Origin of the sequence: Sphingomonas sp., from assembly GCF_036731925.1 — a bacterium.
Classification (GTDB): Bacteria; Pseudomonadota; Alphaproteobacteria; order Sphingomonadales; family Sphingomonadaceae; genus Sphingomonas.
Window position 1 is genome coordinate 1,260,677 of sequence record NZ_DAINDJ010000001.1, and the last position, 17,726, is coordinate 1,278,402.

Below are 17,726 nucleotides of genomic sequence, written 5' to 3' on the forward strand. Positions count from 1 at the left end.
AAGAGCCGGCGGCCGCGTTTGTTGCCCGCATTCCCAATCAGGCGAGGATGCGCACCGGCACCGATTTCGCCGCCGGCGTCTTGGAGGCGCTGTCGTGATGGCGCAGTGCGATCAGCGGGTTGAGCTCCGGATAATAGCCGGCCACGCACCCTTCGGGCAGGTTGAAGGGCAGGACCTCGAGACCTTCGACCCTGCGATCGACGCCGTCCGATTCGTCGCCGACCAGCGTCACGCGCTGACCTTCCTTCAAGCCTGCGCGCTCCATTTCCCCCGGACTGATCAGCAGCACGTCGCGCTTGCCCTCGATGCCGCGCAGGCGGTCCGAATAGCCGTACACCGTGGTGTTGAACTGGTCGTTCGAGCGCAGCGTCATCAGCCGGTAAATGCCGTCCGCATCGGCGAAGCCTGTAGCGTTGAGATGCTCCGGCACGGTGAACTCGGCCTTGCCGCTCTTGGTCTGCCAGTTGCGGTCGCGCGCGCTGTTGCCCTTGAAAAAGCCGCCGGGGGTGAACAGGCGCTGGTTGAAGTCCTTGAACTTGTCCGGATAGGTCTTCTCGATCGCATCGCGGACCAGCGCATAATCATTCGCCCAAGCGTCCCAGGGCACGTTGGGATTGGGGTCGAGCGTCGCCTTCGCGATGCCGGCGACGATCGCCAGCTCGGGCTGCAGGTGCGGGCTGGCGGGCTTGGCCTCGCCGATCGAGCCGTGGATGCAGCTGAGGCTGTCCTCCATCGTGACCACCTGGGGGCTTCCGTCACGCACGTCGCGTTCGGAGCGGACCAGGGTGGGAAGCAGATACGCCGTTTCGCCGCAGAACAGGTGGCCGCGATTGAGCTTGGTGGCGATCTGGACGGTGAGGCCCATGCCCGTCCACGCCTCCTCCATCACCCGATGATCGGGGATGGCGCGCAGAAAATTGCCGCCCAGGCCCAGGAACGCGTTGATCTCGCCCTTGGCGATCGCCTCACAGGCAGTGACGGTCGTGTGGCCCTCGTCGCGCGGCGGCTGGAAACCGTATTGTTCGGAAAGCTGGTCGAGCGGCACCAGCTCGGGCTTCTCCGAAATGCCGACGGTGCGCTGGCCCTGCACGTTGGAATGGCCACGCACCGGCGATACGCCCGCGCCGAGGCGGCCGATGTTCCCGCGCAACAGCATCAGGTTCACCACGCCCGCGACATTGTCGTAGCCGCCGACATGCTGGGTGAGTCCCATGCCCCAGATGCCGATCGAACGTTCGGCCTGGATATAGATTTCGGCGGCTTCGATCATGTCGGCGCGGGGCAGGCCGGTTTCCGCCTCGATCGTCTCCCAGCTGGTGCCGCGGACCTTCTCGGCGAACGCTTCGAACCCGTGCGTGTGTTCGGCGATGAAGGCGCGGTCCAGCACACCGCCGCGGCGATCCTCCTCTGCCAATATGTGCTTGGCCATGCCCAGCATGGCGGAGATGTCGCTGCCCGGCTTCAGCTGATAATAGTGATGCGAAATCTTGGTCTTGCCGCCGGTCACCATCTGGATGCTCTGCGGGTTGCGGAACTCGATCAGGCCCTTCTCGCGGATCGGGTTGAACGTTACGATCTTGGCGCCGCGCTTCCGCGCCGCGGTAAGCGTGTGGATGAAGCGCGGGCTGTTGGTGCCGGTATTCTGGCCGAAGAAGAAGATCGCGTCGCAATGCTCGAAATCCTCGAGGACGCAGGTGCCGACCGGCGCGCCGATGGTGGACTTGAGCGCAACCGAGGTGGTCTCGTGGCACATGTTCGAGCTGTCGGGCAGGTTGTTGTGTCCATAGAGCCGCGCAAACAGGCCCCAGGCATAGCTCGTCTCGAGGCTCGCCTTGCCCGAGGCGTAGAAGATCGTGCTCTTGGGAGCATAGCCGCGCAGCTTCTTGCCGATCGCCTGATAGGCCTCTTCCCAGGTGCAGGGGAGATACTTGTCGGTGGCGCGGTCGTAGCGCATCGGGTTGGTCAGGCGGCCGGCCTGTTCAAGGTCGTAATCGCTCCACCCCTTCAGTTCGCTGAGCGTGTGCTGGGCGAAGAATTCGGGGGTCGCGCGGCGACTGGTGAGATCCCACAGCGTCGCCTTGGCACCATTCTCGCAGAACTCGAACATGTGCGGCTTGGCCGGCTTGGTCCAGGCGCAGGAGGTGCACATCATGCCGCCCGGCTTGTTCTGGCGGGCAAGCGTCTTCAACACGTCCGGGCTCGGGCGTTCGGCACCGGCCACCAGCGCCATGCCGCGCATCGAACCCCAGCCGCCCTCGGCTCCCGAATAATGGATCGTTCCGTCTTTCGCCCGGGCCATCGCCACGCTCCTTGCAATCTGTCTTGCCTCTATACCCGCCGGGCCCGCCCGCCTATCCTGAACCCATGGATATGTGGTTCGATCGCGTGGCCCCCGACGGGTCGGAGACCCGGCTCCAACGCAGCCTGATCGCGGAAGTGCCGGTCGCGATCGAAATCAACGGCCTGGGCTATGCCGTGATGATGGCGACTCCCAGCGATCTGGAGGATTTCGCAACCGGCTTCGTAGCGGCGGAGCGGCTGGGCGCGGCGGTGGAGGTGGATAGTCACCAGGCCGAAGGCGGAGTGGTGCTGCGCGTCACCCTGGCCGATCCGGCAACGGTGATCGAGCGCGTACGCCACCGGACGACCGATTCGAGCTGCGGCCTGTGCGGTATCGACAATCTGGAAGCGGCCTTGCGACCGCTGCCGACCGTGCAAGCGGCCAGTAGCGCGACCCCTGCGGCGATCTTCCGGGCTGCCGGTGCGCTCCGTGATCACCAGCCGCTCAACCGCGCGACGGGCGCAGCGCATGCGGCGGCGCTCTGCTCGGCGGAAGGCGACATCCGCATGGTCCGCGAGGATGTCGGCCGCCACAATGCTTTCGACAAGCTGGTGGGCGCGATGGCGCGGCAGCGGCTGGAATGGGACGGCGGCTTTGCATTGATCAGCGCGCGCTGTTCGTTCGAACTGGTTGAGAAGGCGGTGCTGGCCGATTGTCCGCTGCTCGCCGCGATCTCGGCACCGACGGCGCTAGCTGCGGAGCGTGCCCGCGGGGCCGGGCTGCGGCTCGCCGCGCTGGTGCGGCCGGACGCCTTGCTGCAGCTGGTAGCATGAAGCCGCTGGGCGCCATTCTGGCCGGCGGCGAGGCCCGTCGCTTCGGATCGGACAAGGCGCTCGCCCGCCTCGACGGCCGGGCGCTAATCGACCATGTCGCGGCACAGCTCGCCCCCCATTGCGACGGTTTGATCCTGTGCGGACGTGCGGGCGTGGGCGGCGTGCCGGATCGGCCGACGGGTGGGCTGGGGCCGCTCGGCGGGCTCAACGCCGCCTTGCATGCGGCGGCGGGGCGGGGGGCGGCGCGGGTGCTGCTTGCTCCCTGTGATACCCCCGTGCTGCCGCAGCCACTGCTGGCGCTGCTGGCGGCGAGCGAGGGGTCTTGCTTCGTCGCGCAGCTTCCCGTGCTCGGCATCTGGAAAGCGGCGCTCGCACCGATGTGCGACACCTATCTGGCAGCGGGGGAACGCGCCTCGATGAAGGCGTGGGCGGCGCATGCCGGCGCGGTCGCAATCGATTGGGCGCCGCCCATCGCGAACATCAACTCCCCGGACGATCTTTCGGGCCTTACCGGGTTTTTTCCTTAGTTCCGCTTGGTATTCGCATGCGCTATTCGGTTCGCAATTTTCTGTCGGTCACGGGCCGGCGGCAGGGGGATGGATGGAAAGCCTGTTTGCAGCCTTCTGGAGCGGCAATTACTCGCCGCACGGCTATTGCCTCCTGTGGCAGCCGCAGTTGCTGTGGACCCATATCGTCGCCGACACGCTGATAGCGCTTTCGTACTTCTCCATCCCGGTCGCGCTTGTGGCGCTCGTGCGCAGCCGCAGGGACCTCGCCTTCGGCTGGGTGTTCTGGTGCTTCGCGCTGTTCATCCTCGCGTGCGGAATGACGCATGTGATGGGTGTGGTGACCCTGTTTTACCCGCTCTACGGCCTCGAGGCGGTGATCAAGCTGGCCACGGCCGCCGCGTCGGTGACGACGGCGGCGCTGCTCTGGCCGCTGCTCCCGGTCCTGGTGCGCATTCCCTCCTCGGAAAAGCTCAAAGAAGCCAATGGCGAGCTCGCCGCCATGGTCGCGGAGCGGGACGCAGCGTTGGCCGAGCTGAAGACAGAGGTTGCCCAGCGCGAGACCGTCGAAGCGGCGCTGCTGCAGGCGCAGAAGCTGGAGGCCGTGGGCCAGCTTACGGGCGGCATTGCGCACGACTTCAACAATCTGCTGCAGGCGATCGCGGGCAATCTGGAGCTGATTGCCCGAAAGCCGGACGACGCAGACCGCGTAATCCGCTGGACGTCCAGTGCGCTGGATGCGGTGGAACGCGGCCGCCAGCTGACCGGCCAGCTGCTCGCCTTTTCCAGCAAGCAGCGCCTCGATGTGAAGTCCGTGCGGCTGGCGGAACTGATCGACGGCATGGCAGGACTGGTCGAACGGGCGGTGGCGCCGCTCAGCCGGGTCCGCATCGAGCGGATCGATCCGGTGTGGAACGTCCAGACCGATGCCTTGCAGCTCGAGCTGGCGGTGCTGAACCTCGCCTTCAACGCGCGCGACGCGATGCCGGAAGGCGGCGTGCTGACGATTTCGGCCGAGCTGCGCAGCGGCAAGGTCGCACCGGACCTTCCGACGGGCGACTATGTGGCGCTGCGGGTCGCCGATACCGGCCTGGGCATGCCGCCCGAGGTGGCTGCGCGCGCAGTGGAGCCCTTCTTCTCCACGAAAGGCGTCGGCCGGGGCACCGGCATGGGGCTTTCCATGGCATTCGGCGTCCTGCGCCAGTCGGGCGGTACCCTGCTGATCGATAGCGCACCGGGAGAGGGCACCGCGATCACCTTGCTGCTGCCGCTGGCGACGATGGAGCCGCGCCGCGACGTGCAGGACGATGCCGCCCGCGACGAACGCGTAAGCCTGGCCGGCAAGACGATCGCGCTGGTGGACGATGATCCGCACGTCCGCGCATCGCTGGCGGAAATGCTGCGAACCGCGGGCGCTGTGGTCGAGGAAGCTGCCGATGGGAGCGCCGGCGTCGCGCTGGTGCAGACCCGGCGCTTCGACGCGCTGGTGGTCGATTTCGCGATGCCCGAGCTGAGCGGCAGCGAGGTGGCTGCCCAGGTCGCTGCCACGGACCCGCAGCTGCCGGTGATCCTGATCACCGGCTTTGCGGATTCGAACAAGCTCGACGCAATGGCCACGCCCAACGTGACCGTGCTGCGCAAGCCGTTCGAATCGCAGGAACTGCTGCGCAGGATCCGCGAGGTCGCCCGCCGCTGAACGCGATCAGGGCAGGGCGGCGCGCAGTTCCTCGATCCAGGCCGTCGCCACGCTGTCCGACGGCGCGCGCCAATCCCCGCGCGGGCTGAGCGCCGCGGCGCTGGAAACCTTCGGTCCGTTGGGTAGCGCGGATCGCTTGAACTGGCTGATCTGGAAGAACCGGAACAGGAAGGTTTCCAGCCACTTGGCGATGGTGGCGAGGTCATACTGGTTGCGACCTTCGGCTGGGAAACCGATCGGCCACAGCCCTGCCTCGGCATCCTTCCAGGCGTGCCAGGTGAGGAACGCCACCTTCGACGGCTTCAGCCCGAAGCGGGCGATGTGGTGCAGGAAGAAGTCGTGAAGCTCATAGGGCCCGATCCGGTCCTGGGTGCTCTGCATCTTCCCATCGTCTCCCGCCGGGACGAGTTCGGGGGAGATCTCGGTATCGAGGATCGAGAGCAGCACGGTGGCGGCCTCGCCGTCGAACTGCCCGCTCTCGACGCTCCAGCGGATCAGATACTGGATCAGCGTCTTCGGCACGCCGGCATTGACGCCGTAATGGCTCATCTGGTCGCCCACGCCATAGGTCGACCAGCCCAGCGCGAGCTCGGAAAGGTCGCCGGTGCCGAGCACGAAGCCGCTGTTGCGGTTGGCGAGGCGGAACAGATAGTCGGTGCGCAGGCCCGCCTGGACGTTCTCGAAGGTGACGTCATAGACCGGTTCGCCCTGTGCGAACGGGTGGCCGAGATCGGCCAGCATCTGCCGCGCGGCGGGGCGGATGTCGATTTCCGCCGCGGTAATCCCGATCGCGCGCATCAGTGCCCAGGCATTGGACTTGGTGCCCTCGCTCGTCGCGAAGCCGGGCATGGTGTAGCCGAGAATGTCGGTGCGCGGCCGCCCGAGCCTGTCCATCGCCTTGGCGGCGACGATCAGCGCGTGGGTGGAATCGAGCCCGCCCGAGATCCCGATGATCAGCGACTTGCTCCTGGTGGACGCGAGCCGCTGGCGCAGCCCTTCCACCTGGATGTTGAACGCCTCGTAGCAATCCTCCTCCAGCGCCGCCGGCGTGTTGGGCACGAAGGGAAAGCGGCGGGTCGGCCGGAGCAGCCCGCGATCCGCGAAATCCGGCTGATGGGCAAAGGCGATGCGGCGGAACCGCGTCTCCGGCACGCCGGCGTTGCGGGCATTGTCGTTGAACGTGCCGTCGCGCATTCGCTCGAGCCGCAGTCGCTCCAAGTCGAGATCGGCATAGGTGATCGCGTCGGCGAGTTCGAAGCGCTGCGATGCGGCGAGCTTCTCGCCGAACTCATAGATCAGCCCCTGGCCGTCCCACGCCAGGTCGGTCGTGCTCTCCCCGGGCCCGGAAGCGGAATAGAGATAGGCGGAAATCGTCCGCGAACTCTGCGACGCGCACAGCAGCTCGCGCTCGCGGCCCTTGCCGATCACGATGTTCGAGGCGGACAGGTTGCACAGCACCAGCGCGCCGGCCATCGCGCCTTCGGTGGAGGGCGGCTGCGGTGCCCAGTAATCCTCGCAGATCTCGATATGGAAGACGAAGTCCGCCAGGTCCTCGGCGGCGAACAGCAGGTCCGGGCCGAAGGGCACGGTCTGGCCGGCAACCGTGATGCTGAGGTCGCGCAGCCCGGAGCCAGAGGCGAACCAGCGTTTCTCATAATATTCGCGGTAGTTGGGCAGATAGGTTTTCGGCACCACACCCAGGATGCGCCCGCGCGCAATGGCGACGGCGCAGTTGTACAGCCGTCCGTTCCGTTGCAGCGCGGCGCCGACCAGCAGCACCGGCTTCAGATCGCGGCTCGCCTCGGCGATGGCGGCGATGCCCGCAAGCGTGGAAGCGAGGATCGTATCCTGCAGGTGCAGGTCGTCGATCGCGTAGCTGGTGACGTTGAGTTCGGGGAAGACGAGGATGTCCGCGCCGGCGGCATCGCCCTGCCGTGCCAGCGCAATCGTCGCGCGGGCGTTGGCCGCGGGATCGGCAACGGTGCCGACGGGGGTGCAGACGCCCGCCCGGATCATGCCATGGCGGTGAAGGGCGAAGAACGGGTGCGGATCGGCCATGCCTGTTCCTATGTCGGGGACCATGGCCTGCCAACCCCGCGAGGGCGGGATGTATCCGGGGGAAGGTATTTAAGCCCCTCTGGGGAGGAGGGTTGAGAGCGGAGGGATTCCAGAAGGAATTGGTCTCGGCGAGACACAGCCCCACCCCAAGCCCCTCCCCGATGGGGAGGGGCTCAGTGTTTCTTACGCCTTGGTCGCGTAGATCAGGCGGCCGGGGCCGAGGCGATCGAATACCTTGGCCAGCTGCCGCTCGCCGACCGCGAAGCAGCCCTGGCTGCGGCCGAGCTTGCCGTGCTTCGAAATCATGTCCGGGTTTGCGTACCACGCCGAGTGGACGACGATGGCGCGGGCAAGGGCGTTGTTGTTGGTGGGATCCAGCCCGATCAGGCGCTGCGAGTCCCCATGCTTGCCGACATAATAATCGGCGGTGAGGAACGCGCCCTCGCAGGTCGCTTCCGAATTGATCTGGTTCGAGAAGCGCTGGAGCACGCCGGTGTGGCCCGGATCGGACCCAATGCCATGCGCGACGAGCAGCGGCTCGACTTCGCCCGTGCCCATGTTGACCAGGAAAAAGCGCGGCTGCGACGAGGGGAGCGAGAAGTCCGCGATGGCGATCCGGTCGTGCGTGTCGACATGCATGGAGTGGCGATCCAGCGCCGCAGTCGCGCGCTTGAACAGCTCGGGCCGTACGCCTGCCGGCATGATCCGCGCCTGCGCGGCGACCTTCGGGGCCGGGTTGAGCGAGGCGATCGGCGCCGGCTGGATGCGCGGCGGCGGCGGCGCTGCTGCCAGCGTGGTTCCGATCGTGCGCGAGGCGCAGGCCGAAACCGCTGCGCCGCTTGCCATTACCAGCGCCGATTTAAGCAAAGCTCGACGCGATTGTACCGAAGCGTTCGAATCCATGATCTTTGTTCTGCGCCCGCAAATTTCTGTCATTGCCCGGAAACCGTATAGCAGAAGCAGCGTTAACGATGGTCCTGCTTCTGGCCATATTTGGCGCGTTTCGGCGCAGCTGCTGCCCGGTTCACCGAGCTGTCATATCGTTTCGGGACGGGGTTTCTTCACGATTGGCGAATCGCCGGCCCTGCAGCCTGCGTCCTCTGCTGGTTCGCCAGACCGAAAAAATGGTGTCGCGCGCCGGGTGCGAAGCGCTAGAGGCGCGACCATGACCATGTCCTATGAACAGGCCGTCACGGCGTTGATCGAGGTCGGAAGACGGCTCGACGCACGCGGCTGGGCTCCTGCGACGTCCGGCAATTATTCGGCACGGCTGGACGACGGCAGCGTCGCGCTGACCGTCTCAGGCCGTCACAAGGGGCGGCTGACCGGCGACGGCATCATGCGCGTGGCGCTGGACGGGCGCCCGCTCACCGCAGGCAAGCCCTCGGCGGAGACCGACCTGCATCTGGCGATCTATCGCCTGTTCCCGGAGGCCGGCGCCGTCCTCCACGGCCATTCGCCGCAGGCCGTGGGTCTCAGCCGCGCGACCAATGCTGCCGCCTGGACGCTGTCCGGCCACGAGATGCTCAAGGCCTATCCCGGCCACGCTACGCATGAAGCCGAAGTTCGGCTGCCGATCGTCGGCAACAGCCAGGATATGACGGTCATCGAAGCCGAGGTCCGCCCGGCGCTGCTGGCGCCCGGAGCGATTCCAGCGTATCTGATCCGCAGCCACGGGCTCTACGCTTGGGGCAAGGATGTGGACGAGGCCGAGCGCGTGCTGGAAGCGACCGAATGGATGATTGCCGCCGAGCTCGCCGAGGCCGGCTTCAGGCAGGCATGGGCACGATGAGCCGACTTCGCATCTATGCCGAGAGCGGCACGACTCCGCTGCTCGATACCAGCGATCCGATCACGATGGCTGAGGAACTGGCGATGCGCGGTGTGCGCTTCGAGCGCTGGCCATCGCGCGCGATCGCTGCTGATGCCGATCAGGACGCAGTGCTCGCCGCCTTCGCGCCGGAAGTCGCGCGGCTGAAGGCCGAGCAGGGCTATGGCTCGGTCGACGTGATCCGGATGCAGCCCGATCATCCCGAGAAGGACGCGCTGCGGACCAAGTTCCTGTCCGAACATCGCCATGCCGAGGATGAGGTGCGCTTCTTCGTCGAGGGGGAGGGGCTCTTCACACTGCATCTGAAGGATCGCGTCTATGCGGTTCTTTGCAATGCGGGTGACTTGATCTCGGTGCCCGCCGGAACGCCGCACTGGTTTGATATGGGGCCGAGCCCCCGCTTCACCGCAATTCGGCTGTTCACCAACCCCGATGGCTGGATCGCCCAGTTCACCGGCGACGCTATCGCAGACCGCTTCCCGCGCCACGAGCCCGTTTCCGCCTGACGCGGCGTACCGAGAGATATCATGACCCAGCCCAAGGCCGTCCTGCTCGACATCGAGGGGACCACGAGCAGCATCGCCTTCGTGGCGGATGTGCTTTTCCCATATGCTGCCAAGCATTTGGAGCGCTATGTTACTGCAAACTCGGAAGCGGTGGCTCCGATCCTGGCCGACGTGCCGGGCGAGAACAAGGTTGCCACGCTGCTCGACTGGATGGCCGAGGATCGCAAGGCCACCCCGCTCAAGACGCTGCAGGGGCTGATCTGGGAGCAGGGCTATGCGGACGGCACGCTGCAGGGCCATGTCTACCCGGACACGCCCGAGGCGCTGCACCGCTGGTACACGGCAGGCGTGGCGATTTACATCTACTCCTCGGGCTCCGTCGCGGCGCAGAAGCTGATCTTCAGCCACTCGGTGGCCGGGGACCTGACGTCCCTGCTCTCCGGCTATTTCGACACGACGACGGGTGCGAAGCGGGAAGTTGAGAGCTACGCGAAGATTTCGGCTGCAATAGGCTTCGATCCAAAGGAAATTCTGTTTGTGTCGGACGTTCAGGCAGAGGTGGATGCGGCGCGTATGGCAGGCCTGGGCGCCTTGCTGATCGATCGCAACGGCGGACCTGCCGATATTCACTCGCTCGCGGAGATTCGCCTATGATCCTGGAAGGCAAGCCCACCCGGTCGATCGGCCGCACTGCCGACGGGCGGGGGATCCGTATTCTCGACCAGCGGCAATTGCCGTGGGAGATCCGCTGGGTTGAACTACGCGACCTGCAAGCCGCCGCGGTTGCCATCCGCGAGATGTGGACGCGCGGCGCGCCGATGATCGGCGCGACGGCAGCCTATGGGCTTGCCATGGCACTGGCGGTGGATGAGTCTGATGCGGCGCTCGATGCTGCCTATGCGACACTCGTGGAGACCCGGCCCACCGCGATCAACCTGCGCTGGGCGCTGGATCAGGTTCGTGCCGCCGTGCAGGATCTGCCGGAGGTGGGGCGTGCTGCCGCAGCCTTTGCCCGTGCCGATGCGATCTGCGACGAGGATGCGGCGCTGTGCCGGTCGATCGGCGAGCACGGGCTGGCGCTGCTGCGTGACCTGCACGCGCGAAATCCGGGCCGGCCGCTCAACATCCTCACCCATTGCAACGCGGGCTGGCTGGCGACGGTGGACTATGGAACCGCCACCGCGCCGATCTATCTCGCCCACGATGCGGGCATTCCGATCCATGTCTGGGTCGACGAGACACGCCCGCGCAACCAGGGCGCGCTGCTCACGGCATTCGAACTGCGCAATCACGGCGTTCCACACACCGTGATCGCCGACAACGCGGGCGGACTGCTGATGATGCAGGGGCAGGTGGACGCAGTAATCGTCGGGACCGATCGAGTGACCGCCAATGGCGATGTCTGCAACAAGATCGGCACCTATCTGAAGGCGCTGGCAGCGCACGACAATGGCGTTCCCTTCTATGTGGCACTGCCCTACACGACCTTCGACCCCGCAACGGCGCGCGGCGCCGACATTCCGATCGAGGCGCGTTCCGCGCAGGAAGTCACCCGGCTGACCGGGCCGGACGAGAGCGGCCGCATCGCGACCGTCCGCATCACCGATTCCCCGGCGCTCAACCCTGCGTTCGATGTCACCCCCGCCCGGCTGGTGACCGGCTACATCACCGAACGGGGTGTGCTGGACACCATCTGAACGGTCAGGCGAGCGCGTCCCGCCAGGCGGTGATGCGGGCAATCGCCTCGTCGAGCACCGCGTCTTCCTTGACGAAGCAGAAGCGCACGACGTTGGTCACGGCATCCTCGGCGTAGAAGGCGCAGACAGGGATCGTTGCCACCTTTGCCTCCGCGACCAGCCGTTCGCTGAAGGTGACGTCGTCCATCGCGATCCCTGAAGCGGCGAGATCGACCGAGAGGAAGTAGGTCGCAGCGCTCGGCAACACCGCGAGACCTGCCGCCTGTAGCCCGGCCGACAGGCGATCCCGCCCCGCCTGGAAGCGGTGGCGGGCGTCCTGCACCCAGGCGTCCTGCGTCGCCAGACCTTCGGCCACTGCCCATTGGAGGTTGGGCGGCGTGGTGAAGGTGAGGAACTGGTGCGCCTTGGCAAGTCCGCGCGCGAGCGCGGGGGCGGCGCACATCCAGCCGACCTTGAACCCGGTAAGCGCGAAAATCTTGCCGGCGCTCCCGATCTTGACGGTGCGATCGCGCATGCCGGGGAAGCCGATCAGCGGCAGATGGCGTGCGCCGTCGAAGGTGACATGCTCCCACACCTCGTCGCAGATCGCGATCAGGTCGTGCGCGACGCAGAAATCGGCGAGCATCGCGAGATCCTCCGCGCTCGTCATCGTGGCGGCGGGGTTCAAGGGGTTGTTGAGCAGGATAAGCCGCGTCTTGGGCGTCACCGCCGCTTCCAGCGCCGCCTGCTCGATCCGCCATTCGGGCGGGCTGAGCCGCACGAAGCGCGGCACGCCGCCGGCGCGGCGGATCAGCGGTACATAGGCGTCGTAGAGGGGCTGGAAGCACAGCACCTCGTCGCCGGGCTCGATCAGGGCCAGCAGCGTGGCCGCGAGTGCTTCGGTCGCGCCCGAGGTAACGATTACTTCCTCTTCAGCCAGGTTCAGCCCTTGGTGCCGGGCGTAATGATCGGCCACTGCTTGGCGAAGCTCCGGCAGTCCCGCCATCGGCGGATATTGATTGGACTTGTGCAGGACCGCGTTCGCCGCCGCCGCGAGCACCGCCTCCGGTCCGCGGCCATCGGCAAAGCCCTGGCCCAGGTTGATTGCGCCGTTTGCCCGGGCGCGGGCGGACATGGCTTCGAAGATGGTGGTGCCCATCGAGGAATAGATCGGGTTCATCGCACAGCGCTATGGCGGAGTGCGGTTGCGCCTTGCAAGCCGGGGGGGAACCGCCGCATGAAGAAGGCGGTTGATGACCGCGTGTGTCGAAGGAAGATGATGAGCAAGAAACCGCCCGTGCCCGCCGAATCGCAGTCGCCCTATCCCATCGCTGAAGCGCCGCACGCCGGGGAAGGGGAGGCACTCGCCGTCGCCAAGGAAATGGCGGAAGCCGCCAAGCGCCGCGTGCCCAGCACACGCCAGATCGGCATGGGCGCCGCGATCGGGATCGGCTCTGCCGCGATCGTCGCCGGGCTGCTCTATTGGAAGGGCGGCCGTAAGGACCGCAAGTAACAGGTTGATCCTTTGCAGCAGCGCGGCGCGGCAGGGTCCGCGGCCGCGCTGACTGTTCGGCCTCGCGCGATAGAAGCGCGGTGCGGCCGCGCGCGCAAACGTCTGCGCTACGTATAATCCCGCAGTCACCGACGTGTTGCGAAGGTCTATCCCATGCCGACATCAATGGATGCAGGTGCCGGCATGTTGAAGCTGGCGCTTCCCCTCGCGCGTCACGCGTTTGTACGGGGATTGTTTCTGCGCCGGTGACCGATCGGTAAGAGATCGTTCCTATAATGCGATAAACCACAGACCGGGAACGGGATTGGGAACACGCATGCGTCATCGGTTTCTAGCCATTGCCAGCAGTTCGGCGGCGCTTTCCTCGTCGGAACTGCGCCGGACAACAGCGCCGGAACGCGCGTGATCCACTCCCTTCTCTTCACTTCGGCGATCGATTCGGCCCCAGCGCAGGCCGCGATCGACACCAGCACGTTCGGGCGCGCCAAAAGGTATCGGAAAGACCAGCAATGATTGCATCGATGAAAATTCCGAGGAAGCTCGCACTGTCGTTCCTGCTGATCTGCGCATCGGCGGCGATCGTGATGATCGTGTTCTTCATGAACATCTCGATGATCCGTTCGGTTACCGACAAGAACAACCTCAGCCAGCAGATCCACTCGAAGACGCTGACGCTGGAAACGGCGCTGTTGCGCCAGAACAGCCAGTTGCGCGGGTTCCTTGTCACTGCGGATCCGACCTACCTGAAGTCGTATGACGAGGGTCGCACCGAATATGACGAGACCTCGGCCGAACTCGAGAAGCTGCTGACCGATCCGGCGCTGCTGGAAGCGCTGCGCAAGTCGCGCACCGAGACCCTTTCCTGGCGCGAGAAGTGGGGCGACCGCCTCATCGCGGAAGTGAAGGCCGGCAAGCGCGAGGAAGCGCAGGCGCAGGTTCGCGGCGCGGGCAAGGCAGTGCTGGTCTCCGCCGCGGTGCTGCCGCTGCGCTCGATCAAGGACGCGCAGGCCGAAGCGATCGAGAAGAATTCCGCGCGCCAGGAAGGCGCCATCGGCACGGCGACCACCGTGCTGATCATCGGCGCGATCGCGCTGATCGGCATCGCCATCGGCCTCGCCGTCACGCTCAGCAGCATCATCGCGCGTCCGATCAGCCAGCTGACCCGCACGATGGCCGATCTGGCCGCTGGCCGGAACCATGTCGAAGTGCCGGCGACGACGCGGGGCGACGAACTGGGCGACATGGCCCGCGCCGTGCTGGTGTTCCGTGACGCAGCGCTCGCCAAGGAAGCGTCGGACGCCGCCAGCGCCAAGGCAGAGGCGACGCAGAAGATGGTCGTCGAGACCGTGTCCTCGCACCTCGCCGAACTGGCGCAGGGCAATCTGACGGCGCAGATCACCGCGGAATTCCCGGGCGAATACAGCACCGTGAAGACCAACTTTAACGGGGCGCTCACCAGCCTGCGCGAGCTGATCGCGTCGGTGATCGAGGCGACCGCATCGATCCGCACCGGCTCGAACGAGATCGCCCAGGCAAGCGAAGACCTCGCCCGCCGCACCGAAGCCAATGCCGCCAGCCTGGAAGAAACGGCCGCCGCCGTCACCCAGATGGACCAGCGCCTGAAGGCCACCGCCGCCGCTGCCGGCCGCACCGTGGAGCGCGCCGACGGTACGATGGCAACGGTCGACAACGGCCGCAGCACCGCCGACGAGGCAGTGCAGGCGATGACCCGCGTGTCGGACAGCGCCAAGGGCATCGACAGCGTCATCGAGGGCCTCGACAAGATCGCGTTCCAGACCCGCGTTCTCGCGATGAATGCGGCGGTCGAAGCCGGCCGAGCGGGTGAAGCGGGCCGCGGCTTCGCGGTCGTCGCCGACCTCGTCTCGGCGCTCGCGATGCGCGCCGAAGAGGAAGCCGGCCGTGCCCGCGACCAGCTGACCGCGACGCAGAGCGACATCGTCACCGCCGTGCAGGCCGTGCAGCGTGTCGACGGTGCGCTGGCCGACATCTCCAGCGGCGTGGGCGAAGTGCACCAACTGCTCGGCAACATGGCGTCGGACAACAATGCCCAGTCCAGCGCCGTCACCGAGATCAGCGCTGCGCTGGGTTCGATGGATCAGTCCACCCAGCAGAATGCCGCGATGGTCGAAGAGACTTCGGCTGCGGCCCGCAACCTGGCGAGCGAAGTCAGCGTCCTTTCGGAGCAGGCCAGCCGCTTCAACGTCGGCAGCGGCGGCGGCATGCCGATGGCGACCTCGCGCGTGGCGCCCTCCCGGTTCAACGGCGGCAGCGTGAAGCCGCTCCCGGCCGCCGCGGTCTCCGCGCTGGTGCGCAGCAACGGTGCCGCCGACGACGACTGGCAGAGCTTCTGATCCCAGAAGTGCCTGATACCCCGGTGTGGCCGTTCGATCCGATTGCGAATCGAACGGCCCCCGGCGAAAAGATCCGACGCGGCGGTTTCTGCCCGGGAAAATGGTAATGAACATGATCGCTCCCCGGACGGGTATTGCGGAGATCTCGCGCATGGCGCGGGTCGCCATCGACCTCGGATCGCCCTTCATCGGCGCGGTGCTCGCCGCCGGGCTGCGCCAGCTGGGCCGCGGTCCACACAGCCAGGCAGTGATCACGCACTGGGAGGGGGATCCCGCTTCGGCGGCGCTGGCGATGCGCTTCAACGCCGCGCTGCACTTTCTTGCCCGCCGCGGCAATCCGCCGGCGCTGGCCGCGCTCTATCGCCACGAGCATGACGATTTCGACGGCGCGATCGGCGATGCGCTGGCCGCCGAGGACGATCTGATCGCGGGCTTTCTTCGCCGCACGCCGCAGACCAACGAAGTGGGCCGCTCGGGCGCGATCGTCGCGGCGCTCATGCAGGTGCGCCGTCGCTTCGGCCTGCCGTTCGAGCTGCTGGAGATCGGCTCCAGCTGCGGGCTCAACCTCAATCTTGGCCGCTACGGCTTCGACCTAGGTGGCGTGCTCGCGGGAGACCGCCATTCGCCGGTGCAGGTCGCGCCCGACTGGCGCGGCCCGGCGCCGCAACCGGCCCCGCTGGAAGTGGTGTCCGCACGCGGTGTGGACCTGAACCCGCTCAGTGCTGCCGACCCGGCGACCTGCGAGCGGCTGATGGCCTATATCTTCGCCGACCAGCCGCTGCGGCTGCATCGCCTGGAAGAGGCGCTCGGCATGGCGCGACGCCACCCGCCCGAGATCGAGAAGGGCGACGCCTCCGAATGGCTTGCGCGCCAACTCGCCGAACCGCAGGCGGCAGGCGTCTGCCGGGTCGTGATGCACTCGATGGTGCTGCAATATCTGCCGCCGCGGGACCGCGCCGCGGTGGTGGCCATGATCCACGACGCCGGCCAGTACGCCACGCCGGAGCGGCCGCTTGCCTGGGTCGGGTTCGAATGGACCGAAACGCGCAGCGAGGTGCGGTTGTCGCTCAGCTGGTTCCCCGGCGGGGAGGAGCGCCGCGTGCTCGCGACGTGCCACCCCTATGGCAATTCGGTGGACTGGCTGGGCTAGACCTGTACCGCCTGTTCGCTGCGCCCGGCGCTGCCGAACACGCGGAGATAGCGCTCGATTTCGGCCGGTTCGCCGGTGGCCTTGGCCGGGTTGTCCGAGAGCTTGACCGCCGGCCGGGCGTTCGCCGCTACCACCTTGCAGACCAGCGAGATCGGCTCCAGCCCGGCTTCGCCGTCCGGATCGCAGCCGCGGAAATCGTTCGTCAGGTTGGTGCCCCAGCCGAAGCTCATCCGCACGCGGCCGTTGAAGTGGCGATAGGTTGCCTCGATTGATTCGACGTCCATGCCGTCGGAGAAGATCAGCAACTTCTCGCGCGGATCGCGGCCGTGCTCCTGCCACCATCGGATGATCTGCTCGCCGCCGGGGATGGGCGGCGCGCTGTCCGGGCGGAAGCCGGTCCAGTCGCCTACCCAGTCCGGCGCGTGCGCGAGGAATGAGGTGGTGCCGAACGCATCGGGCAGCGCGATCAGCAGGTTGCCGCCATAATGGGCGCGCCACTGTTCGAGCACGCGATAGGGCGCGTCGGCGAGGCTGGCGTCATCGGGCGACAGCGCGGCTTCGACCATCGGCAGTTCGTGCGCATTGGTGCCGATGGCTTCCAGATCGGCGTCCATCGCGAGCAGCACGTTCGAGGTGCCGATGAAGCGATGGCCGAGACCTTCCTTCAGCGCCTCGACGCACCAGCGCTGCCAAAGGAAGCCGTGGCGCCGGCGCGTTCCGAAATCCGAAAGCACCAGATCGGGCAGCCCCCGCAGCCGCTCCACCTTGTCCCACAGCTTGGCCTTGGCGCGGGCATAGAGCACGTCGAGCGCAAAGCGGTCGCGCCCGCGCATGGCGGCGCGCGAACGGAGCTCGTTGACGATGGTGAGCGCCGGGATCTCCCACATCGTCGTGTGGGTCCAGGGGCCATGGAAGTGCAGCACGAACTGGCCGTCGCGGCGCTCCAGTTCATAGGGCGGAAGCTGGAAATCGGCGAGCCATGTGATGAAGTCCGGCGCGAACATCTGGGTCTTGCCGTAGAAGCTGTTGCCGGCAAGCCAGATCAGCTCCTTCTTGGCGAAGCGCAGCGAGCGCGCGTGATCGAGCTGGGCGCGCAGCTCGCTCTCGTCGATCACGTCCGCCAGCCGCACCGACTTGGTCCGGTTGATCAGCGAGAAGGTGACCTGCGTCTCGCCGTGCAACCGCCGGATCATCTGCAGCATCAGCAGCTTGTAGAAATCGGTATCCAGCAGGCTCCGGACGATCGGGTCGAGCCGGAAATTATGGTTGTAGGTCCGGCTCGCAATGTCGGTGAAGGTCATGAT

Annotated in this window: 16 protein-coding genes; 10 read left to right on the forward strand and 6 right to left on the reverse strand. The window is 66.7% G+C overall.

The features are described from left to right. Positions 1 to 37 precede the first annotated feature (37 nt). Positions 38 to 2,299 carry an FdhF/YdeP family oxidoreductase gene (locus V7E00_RS06235; RefSeq protein WP_333571786.1) on the reverse strand — a complete coding sequence of 754 codons (2,262 nt, stop codon included), beginning with the start codon at positions 2,297 to 2,299 and terminating at the stop codon, positions 38 to 40. A gap of 65 nt (positions 2,300 to 2,364) precedes the next feature. Here V7E00_RS06235 and fdhD point away from each other — a divergent pair, with 65 nt between their 5' ends. The 3 genes from fdhD to V7E00_RS06250 all read left to right on the forward strand — a co-directional run bounded on the left by fdhD (position 2,365) and on the right by V7E00_RS06250 (position 5,316). Beyond that, positions 2,365 to 3,114: a formate dehydrogenase accessory sulfurtransferase FdhD gene (fdhD, locus tag V7E00_RS06240; RefSeq protein WP_333571787.1), complete on the forward strand. Its 750-nt coding sequence runs from the start codon at positions 2,365 to 2,367 to the stop codon at positions 3,112 to 3,114. Beyond that, the gene (mobA, locus tag V7E00_RS06245) at positions 3,111 to 3,641 is read left to right on the forward strand and encodes a molybdenum cofactor guanylyltransferase (RefSeq protein ID WP_333571788.1); all 531 of its coding nucleotides are present in this window, start codon (positions 3,111 to 3,113) and stop codon (positions 3,639 to 3,641) included. Before fdhD ends, mobA begins: the two co-directional genes overlap by 4 nt. 73 nt (positions 3,642 to 3,714) lie before the next feature. Then, complete coding sequence (locus tag V7E00_RS06250; protein ID WP_333571789.1) at positions 3,715 to 5,316, forward strand: response regulator; 1,602 nt, start codon at positions 3,715 to 3,717, stop codon at positions 5,314 to 5,316. Between the two features lie 6 nt (positions 5,317 to 5,322). Here the strand turns inward: V7E00_RS06250 and V7E00_RS06255 are convergent, their stop codons facing one another. After that, complete coding sequence (locus V7E00_RS06255) at positions 5,323 to 7,374, reverse strand: NAD(+) synthase (RefSeq protein WP_333571790.1); 2,052 nt, start codon at positions 7,372 to 7,374, stop codon at positions 5,323 to 5,325. 183 nt (positions 7,375 to 7,557) lie between these two features. Continuing rightward, positions 7,558 to 8,220: a murein L,D-transpeptidase catalytic domain family protein gene (locus tag V7E00_RS06260; protein WP_333571791.1), complete on the reverse strand. Its 663-nt coding sequence runs from the start codon at positions 8,218 to 8,220 to the stop codon at positions 7,558 to 7,560. A 319-nt stretch (positions 8,221 to 8,539) separates the two neighbouring features. On the opposite strand from V7E00_RS06260, the gene V7E00_RS06265 reads away from it, so the two are divergent. Genes V7E00_RS06265 through mtnA form a run of 4 tightly spaced genes read left to right on the forward strand, consistent with a single transcriptional unit; the run spans position 8,540 to position 11,408 of the window. Next, the gene (locus V7E00_RS06265; RefSeq protein WP_333571792.1) at positions 8,540 to 9,166 is read left to right on the forward strand and encodes a methylthioribulose 1-phosphate dehydratase; all 627 of its coding nucleotides are present in this window, start codon (positions 8,540 to 8,542) and stop codon (positions 9,164 to 9,166) included. Beyond that, a complete protein-coding gene (locus V7E00_RS06270) occupies positions 9,154 to 9,711 on the forward strand; it encodes a 1,2-dihydroxy-3-keto-5-methylthiopentene dioxygenase (RefSeq protein ID WP_443019146.1) in 558 nt (185 codons plus the stop codon). The genes V7E00_RS06265 and V7E00_RS06270 overlap by 13 nt, the downstream gene beginning before the upstream one ends. 21 nt (positions 9,712 to 9,732) lie before the next feature. After that, a complete protein-coding gene (gene mtnC / locus V7E00_RS06275; RefSeq protein ID WP_333571794.1) occupies positions 9,733 to 10,365 on the forward strand; it encodes an acireductone synthase in 633 nt (210 codons plus the stop codon). Further along, positions 10,362 to 11,408, forward strand: coding sequence for an S-methyl-5-thioribose-1-phosphate isomerase (gene mtnA, locus V7E00_RS06280; RefSeq protein ID WP_333571795.1), 1,047 nt, complete (start codon positions 10,362 to 10,364; stop codon positions 11,406 to 11,408). Before mtnC ends, mtnA begins: the two co-directional genes overlap by 4 nt. 4 nt (positions 11,409 to 11,412) lie before the next feature. On the opposite strand, the gene V7E00_RS06285 is transcribed toward mtnA, so the two are convergent. Next, positions 11,413 to 12,567: an aminotransferase gene (locus tag V7E00_RS06285; RefSeq protein WP_333571796.1), complete on the reverse strand. Its 1,155-nt coding sequence runs from the start codon at positions 12,565 to 12,567 to the stop codon at positions 11,413 to 11,415. A gap of 99 nt (positions 12,568 to 12,666) precedes the next feature. On the opposite strand from V7E00_RS06285, the gene V7E00_RS06290 reads away from it, so the two are divergent. Continuing rightward, entirely contained in the window at positions 12,667 to 12,900 is a 234-nt protein-coding gene (locus V7E00_RS06290; protein ID WP_333571797.1) for a hypothetical protein, read from the forward strand. A 321-nt stretch (positions 12,901 to 13,221) separates the two neighbouring features. Here the strand turns inward: V7E00_RS06290 and V7E00_RS06295 are convergent, their stop codons facing one another. Continuing rightward, the gene (locus V7E00_RS06295; RefSeq protein WP_333571798.1) at positions 13,222 to 13,419 is read right to left on the reverse strand and encodes a hypothetical protein; all 198 of its coding nucleotides are present in this window, start codon (positions 13,417 to 13,419) and stop codon (positions 13,222 to 13,224) included. Here V7E00_RS06295 and V7E00_RS06300 point away from each other — a divergent pair. Both V7E00_RS06300 and V7E00_RS06305 read left to right on the forward strand, forming a co-directional pair. Next, positions 13,410 to 15,272, forward strand: coding sequence for a HAMP domain-containing methyl-accepting chemotaxis protein (locus tag V7E00_RS06300; protein WP_333571799.1), 1,863 nt, complete (start codon positions 13,410 to 13,412; stop codon positions 15,270 to 15,272). The genes V7E00_RS06295 and V7E00_RS06300 overlap by 10 nt on opposite strands. Positions 15,273 to 15,378: 106 nt before the next feature. Then, a complete protein-coding gene (locus V7E00_RS06305; RefSeq protein ID WP_333571800.1) occupies positions 15,379 to 16,422 on the forward strand; it encodes a DUF2332 domain-containing protein in 1,044 nt (347 codons plus the stop codon). Here the strand turns inward: V7E00_RS06305 and pncB are convergent. Next, a complete protein-coding gene (pncB, locus tag V7E00_RS06310) occupies positions 16,419 to 17,723 on the reverse strand; it encodes a nicotinate phosphoribosyltransferase (protein WP_333571801.1) in 1,305 nt (434 codons plus the stop codon). The genes V7E00_RS06305 and pncB overlap by 4 nt on opposite strands. Positions 17,724 to 17,726 lie beyond the last annotated feature (3 nt).

Coding starts and splice junctions, on each gene's coding strand:
- V7E00_RS06285 (WP_333571796.1), bottom strand. CDS start 12,567: ATGAACCCGATCTATTCCTCGATGGGCACCACCATCTTCGAAGCCATG.
- V7E00_RS06250 (WP_333571789.1), top strand. CDS start 3,715: ATGGAAAGCCTGTTTGCAGCCTTCTGGAGCGGCAATTACTCGCCGCAC.
- V7E00_RS06300 (WP_333571799.1), top strand. CDS start 13,410: ATGATTGCATCGATGAAAATTCCGAGGAAGCTCGCACTGTCGTTCCTG.
- V7E00_RS06290 (WP_333571797.1), top strand. CDS start 12,667: ATGAGCAAGAAACCGCCCGTGCCCGCCGAATCGCAGTCGCCCTATCCC.
- V7E00_RS06260 (WP_333571791.1), bottom strand. CDS start 8,220: ATGGCAAGCGGCGCAGCGGTTTCGGCCTGCGCCTCGCGCACGATCGGA.
- V7E00_RS06305 (WP_333571800.1), top strand. CDS start 15,379: ATGAACATGATCGCTCCCCGGACGGGTATTGCGGAGATCTCGCGCATG.
- V7E00_RS06235 (WP_333571786.1), bottom strand. CDS start 2,299: ATGGCCCGGGCGAAAGACGGAACGATCCATTATTCGGGAGCCGAGGGC.
- mobA (WP_333571788.1), top strand. CDS start 3,111: ATGAAGCCGCTGGGCGCCATTCTGGCCGGCGGCGAGGCCCGTCGCTTC.
- V7E00_RS06295 (WP_333571798.1), bottom strand. CDS start 13,419: ATGCAATCATTGCTGGTCTTTCCGATACCTTTTGGCGCGCCCGAACGT.
- fdhD (WP_333571787.1), top strand. CDS start 2,365: ATGGATATGTGGTTCGATCGCGTGGCCCCCGACGGGTCGGAGACCCGG.
- V7E00_RS06255 (WP_333571790.1), bottom strand. CDS start 7,374: ATGGCCGATCCGCACCCGTTCTTCGCCCTTCACCGCCATGGCATGATC.
- V7E00_RS06265 (WP_333571792.1), top strand. CDS start 8,540: ATGACCATGTCCTATGAACAGGCCGTCACGGCGTTGATCGAGGTCGGA.
- V7E00_RS06270 (WP_443019146.1), top strand. CDS start 9,154: ATGGGCACGATGAGCCGACTTCGCATCTATGCCGAGAGCGGCACGACT.
- mtnA (WP_333571795.1), top strand. CDS start 10,362: ATGATCCTGGAAGGCAAGCCCACCCGGTCGATCGGCCGCACTGCCGAC.
- pncB (WP_333571801.1), bottom strand. CDS start 17,723: ATGACCTTCACCGACATTGCGAGCCGGACCTACAACCATAATTTCCGG.
- mtnC (WP_333571794.1), top strand. CDS start 9,733: ATGACCCAGCCCAAGGCCGTCCTGCTCGACATCGAGGGGACCACGAGC.